Annotated in this window: 4 protein-coding genes and 1 pseudogene; 3 read left to right on the top strand and 2 right to left on the bottom strand. The window is 69.7% G+C overall.

Annotation, left to right across the window (positions count from 1 at the left end; genetic code table 11):
• Both WA805_RS25160 and aceE read right to left on the bottom strand, forming a co-directional pair.
• A pseudogene (locus tag WA805_RS25160) lies at nucleotides 1–791 on the bottom strand (PucR family transcriptional regulator); the annotation flags it as partial.
• Between the two features lie 104 nt (nucleotides 792–895).
• Nucleotides 896–3,637: a pyruvate dehydrogenase (acetyl-transferring), homodimeric type gene (gene aceE / locus WA805_RS25155; protein ID WP_422285218.1), complete on the bottom strand. Its 2,742-nt coding sequence runs from the start codon at nucleotides 3,635–3,637 to the stop codon at nucleotides 896–898.
• 388 nt (nucleotides 3,638–4,025) lie between these two features.
• Here aceE and WA805_RS25150 point away from each other — a divergent pair, with 388 nt between their 5' ends.
• From WA805_RS25150 to WA805_RS25140, 3 genes are all read left to right on the top strand, one after another.
• The gene (locus WA805_RS25150) at nucleotides 4,026–4,457 is read left to right on the top strand and encodes a DUF3052 domain-containing protein (protein ID WP_422270772.1); all 432 of its coding nucleotides are present in this window, start codon (nucleotides 4,026–4,028) and stop codon (nucleotides 4,455–4,457) included.
• 60 nt (nucleotides 4,458–4,517) lie between these two features.
• Nucleotides 4,518–4,979: a peroxiredoxin gene (locus WA805_RS25145; RefSeq protein WP_422270770.1), complete on the top strand. Its 462-nt coding sequence runs from the start codon at nucleotides 4,518–4,520 to the stop codon at nucleotides 4,977–4,979.
• Nucleotides 4,980–5,017: 38 nt separating this feature from the next.
• Nucleotides 5,018–5,243: hypothetical protein (locus tag WA805_RS25140; protein ID WP_425243573.1), on the top strand; the 226-nt coding region annotated here is incomplete at its 3' end.

The following is a 5,243-nucleotide window of genomic DNA, read 5'->3' as shown; positions in this document are numbered from 1 at the left end:
ACCACGACCGGCCCCGGCCCGAACCGGCCGGCGAACCGCTCCGCGGCCGCCATCGGGTCGTCGGTGCCGCCGAGCACGACGATCAGCCTGCTGCCCTGCACGCCCGCCAGCAGGTCGAGCCTGGCCCGGCGGGCGGTGGCGCGCAGTTCCTCGATGACCGGCTCGGCCTCGTCGCCGTCGATGCTGCCCGCGATGACCGCGACGGGGGAGGACGACCAGTTCAGCGCCGACGCCCAGGAGTTCAGTGACGCGGTCTCGGCCGCCTCGCCGCGCACCAGCGAGTCGACGACGAGCGCCTCGAGCCTGGCATCCCAGGCGCCGCGCGCCTCCGCGGTCCGCGCGTACACCTGCGCCGCGCTGAACGCGATCTCCCGCGCGTAGACGAGCACTGCCTCGCGCAGCTCGGCCTCGGCGCCGGGCGCGGCCAGCGTGTCCACCCGGTGCTCCACCACGTCGATGATCACCCGGACCATCTCCACCGCGTGCTGCAGGCTGACCGCCCTGGCCAGCTCGCGCGGGGCAGTGCCGAAGACCTCGGTGGCAGCGGGACGGGCCCGTTCAGGATGCTTGATCCAGTCGGCGAACGCGGCGATGCCAGCCTGCGCCACCAGCCCCAGCCACGACCTGTTCTCTGCGGACATCTTCCTGAACCACGGCAGCCGCTCGTCCATCGCCGCGATCGCCGCGGTGCCGAGCGCGCCCAGCGACCGCTCGATCCGCCGCACCGTCTCAGGATGCACCCGCGCGGGCGCGTCCAGCGCACCCGCGGCGGCCTGCCGCTTAGCCTGCATCCCCCCACCCTGTCACGGAGCCGACCGACCACGCCGCGCGCCCGACAGGTCCGCAGGATCGGGCGCGCAGCGGGGGGTTCCGGGGGGACGATCGTCCCCCCGGGCTAACTGAGCGCCTCGGAGACCGGGAGGTCCAGCTTGTACTTCGCGATCGCCTGCGCGGGCAGCGACGGGTCCACCGCGCCGGACCGTGCCAGTTCCGCGAGCACCGCCAGGGTGATCGACTCCGCGTCCACGTGGAAGAACCGGCGCGCGGCCGGCCGGGTGTCGGAGAAGCCGAACCCGTCGGTGCCCAGCGACGTGTACGAGCCGGGCACCCAGCGGGAGATCTGGTCAGGCACCGAGCGAATCCAGTCGGAGACGGCCACCACGGGGGTGTCAGAACCGGCACCGGCCAGCGCGGACGTCACGTACGGCGTCCGCGGCTCCTCCTCAGGGTGCAGCAGGTTGTGCGACTCGGCGGCCAGGGCGTCGCGGCGCAGCTCGGTCCACGAGGTGACCGACCACACGTCCGCGGCCACGCCCCAGTCCTCCGCCAGCAGCTGCTGCGCGCGCAGCGCCCACGGCATGGCCACCCCGGAGGCGAGGATCCTGGCGCCGGCCGTCGACGGAGCGGCCGCGTACCGGTACATGCCCCGCAGGATGCCTTCCTCCAGCCCCTCCAGCTCCGGCGCCGCGGGCTGCTGGTACGGCTCGTTGTAGACGGTGAGGTAGTAGAAGATGTTCTCGCCGTCCGGGTGCTCTGGCGATGCGTCGTACATCCGGCGCAGCGCGTCCTTCACGATCACCGAGACCTCGTACGCCCACGCCGGGTCGTAGGAGACGCACGCCTCGGACACCGAGGCGAGCAGCACCGAGTGCCCGTCGTTGTGCTGCAGGCCCTCACCGGTCAGCGTCGTGCGGCCCGCCGTGGCTCCCAGCAGGAAGCCGCGGCCCAGCTGGTCGCCGAGCGCCCACATCTCGTCGCCGGTCCGCTGCCACCCGAACATCGAGTAGAACACGTACACCGGGATCATGTGCGTGCCGTGGGTGGCGTACGAGGTGCTGGCCGCGATCACCGACCCCATCGCGCCCGCCTCGGAGATGCCCTCGTGCAGGATCTGGCCGCGCTCGGACTCCTTGTACGACAGCAGCAGGTTGCGGTCTACCGCCTCGTAGGTCTGCCCGAACGGCGAGTAGATCTTCGCGGTCGGGAACAGCGAGTCCATGCCGAACGTGCGCGCCTCGTCGGGGATGACCGGCACGAACCTGTCGCCGATGACCGGGTCCTTCATGAGGTCCTTCAAGATCCGCACGAACGCCATCGTGGTGGCGACGGACTGCTTGCCAGACCCCTTCATCATGTCCTGGTACACCGAGTCCGGCGGCTGCGGCAGCGGCTTGGCGCGTACCACCCGGCGCGGCAGGACGCCGCCGAGCGCGGCACGCCGCTCCTTCATGTACTGGATCTCGTCGGAGTCCTGGCCGGGGTGGTAGTACGGCGGCAGCCCGTCGGGGCCTTCCAGGTCGGAGTCAGGGATCGGCAGGTACAGCCGGTCGCGGAACTCCTTCAGCTCGGCGAGGGTGAGCTTCTTCATCTGGTGCGTGGCGTTGCGCGCCTCGAAGTCCTTGCCGAGCGTCCAGCCCTTGATCGTGTGGGTCAGGATGACCGTGGGCTGGCCGACGTGCTCGCGGGCCGCCTTGAACGCCGCGTACACCTTCCGGTAGTCGTGACCGCCGCGGGACAGGTTCCGCAGATCGTCGTCCGACAGGTGCTCGACCATCTTCCGCAGCCGCGGGTCCGACCCGAAGAAGTGCTCGCGGATGTAGGCGCCGGACTCCACCGAGTAGGTCTGGAACTGCCCGTCCGGCGTGGTGTTCATCTTGTTGACCAGCACGCCGTCGGTGTCCTGCGCGAGCAGCGGGTCCCAGTCGCGGCCCCAGATGACCTTGATGACGTTCCAGCCCGCGCCCCGGAAGAAGGCCTCGAGCTCCTGGATGATCTTGCCGTTGCCGCGTACCGGGCCGTCGAGCCGCTGCAGGTTGCAGTTGATGACGAAGGTGAGGTTGTCCAGCTCCTCGCGGGCGGCCAGCCCGATCGCGCCGAGCGCCTCGGGCTCGTCCATCTCGCCGTCGCCGCAGAACGCCCACACGTGCGACCTTGACGTGTCGTGCAGCTCGCGGGCGAGCAGGTAGCGGTTGAACCGCGCCTGGTAGATGGCGTTCAGCGGCCCGAGGCCCATGGACACCGTCGGGAACTCCCAGAAGTCCGGCATCAGCCGCGGGTGCGGGTAGCTCGGCAGCCCGCCGCCCTGGTGGGACAGCTCCTGCCGGAACCCGTCGAGCTGCGTTTCCGCCAGCCGTCCCTCGAGGAACGCGCGGGCGTAGATGCCCGGGGCGGCGTGCCCCTGGAAGAACACCTGGTCGCCGGACTCGCCATGGTCCTTGCCGCGGAAGAAGTGGTTGAACCCGACCTCGTACAGCGAGGCCGCCGACGCGTAGGTCGCGATGTGCCCGCCCACGCCGAGGCCTGGCCGGTTGGCGCGGGACACCATGATCGCCGCGTTCCACCGGATATAGGCGCGGATGCGCCGTTCTACGTACTCGTCGCCGGGGAACCACGGTTCCCGCTCCGGCGCGATGGTGTTGATGAAATCGGTCGACCGCAGGCCGGGCACCCCGACTTGCTGCTCGCGCGCCCTCTCCAGCAGGCGCAGCATGAGGTAGCGGGCCCGGCCTCGGCCACGGGTGCGCGTGACCGAGTCGAAGGAGTCGACCCACTCCCGCGTCTCGTCCGGGTCGATGTCCGGGAGCTGCGTGGGCAGCCCGTCGCTAATGATCGAGTAACGCTGGCGTCCGGAAGCCACGGGGTAGCCTCGCCTTCCGCAGTTCGGCGGCTGATGGCCGCGATAGTTCGTCTCACTTGTCCAGACCAATCGTCGTACGTCTTGGCCGGTTTTTCATCTCTACCAAACGGTAACCGCTGCCGCCTTATGACCTGGCTCATGGGCCGGCTTCACGGCATCCCGTTCTACCAGTTACGGTACGTGGTGAACGGTCCCCGGATAGCCGTCGCGGGACCTCCGCGGCCGCCGCGGGAGGTCAATATATGGCGGCTGTTTTCATCGCTAGGCAGATTGCCACTTGCGCACGGGGCCGACCCAGTGTGAACTGTCCCAACAAGAAGTACTGACGCGGCCACGGACGCTTAGACGCGGCTGGGGGGCTCGCGGGGAAGGATTCGGAGGAACGTCAGTGAGCGCGACCGCGCGCCAGGCGCAGGATGAACGCGGCCAGGCTGAGCGGCTCGGTATTAAACCGGGCCAGGTGGTGCAGGAACTCGGCTATGACACCGATTGCGACGAGCAACTGCGCGACGCGATCAAGGCAGTCGAGGGCGTTGAGCTCGTCGATGAAGACTACGACGAGGACGTCGTCGACGTGGTGCTGATGTGGTGGCGGGAAGAGGACGGCGACCTTGTGGACGCGCTGGTCGACGCCCTGACCCCGCTGGCCGATGGGGGGTACATCTGGCTGCTGACGCCCAAGGCGGGCCGGCCGGGCCACGTCGAGCCGAGCGACATCGGCGAGGCGGCGCCCACCGCGGGGCTCGCCCAGACGTCCAGCGTCAGCGCCGGCCGGGACTGGTCGGGTTCGCGGCTGGTCGCGCCGAAGGCGCGCCGCTGACGCATCACTACCGCCATGACAAACTAGGCGTGGCAAGTCCACCCTAGAGAGGATTCAGGCATGGCAGTTGAGGTCGGGGAAGAGGCCCCGGACTTCGAGATTCCGGACCAGCACGGCACGCCGGTGAAGCTGTCCAGTTTCCGCGGCGCGAAGAACGTGGTCCTGGTGTTCTACCCGCTCGCGTTCAGCCCGGTGTGCAGCGGCGAGCTGTGCGCGATGCGGGAGGACTTCCCGGAAGTGAACCGCGACGACGTGGAACTGCTCACGGTGTCCGTGGATCACATGTTCGCGCACCGCGCCTGGGCCGAGCAGGAGAACTTCCAGTTCGGGCTGCTCGCGGACTTCTGGCCGCACGGCGCGGTCGCCAGGGAGTACGGAGTGTTCGACGAGGATCGCGGCGTCGCCCTGCGGGGCACGTTCGTGATCGACAAGGCAGGCATCGTGCGCTGGAAGGTGGTCAACCCCATCCCGCAGGCGCGCGACATCGCCGACTACCAGAAGGCTCTGGCAGCCTTGGCGTGAGGGCGTTAGCTCGACCCCTGAGGACGGGAGGGGACGAGATGCCGTGTTACCGGTGCGGCACCCGGCAGGGAGACCCCGAGCCGGGCAAGGGCAGCCCGTGGCGGCGGGGCGTGATCAGCGAGCACCAGGTGCTCATCTGCCCCGCCTGCCAGCCCGCGGTCCTCGCCGAACTGGCCCGCTGCCCTGGGTGTGGCAGCGCGCACCTGATCAGGCGGCTGGACCAGGTGGAATGCCTGGACTGCCGGCTGACAAGGGACGCCGACG

Origin of the sequence: Trebonia sp., assembly GCF_049794275.1 — a bacterium.
GTDB lineage: Bacteria > Actinomycetota > Actinomycetes > Streptosporangiales > Streptosporangiaceae > Trebonia.
This window is presented reverse-complemented; position numbering and strand designations above follow the sequence as displayed.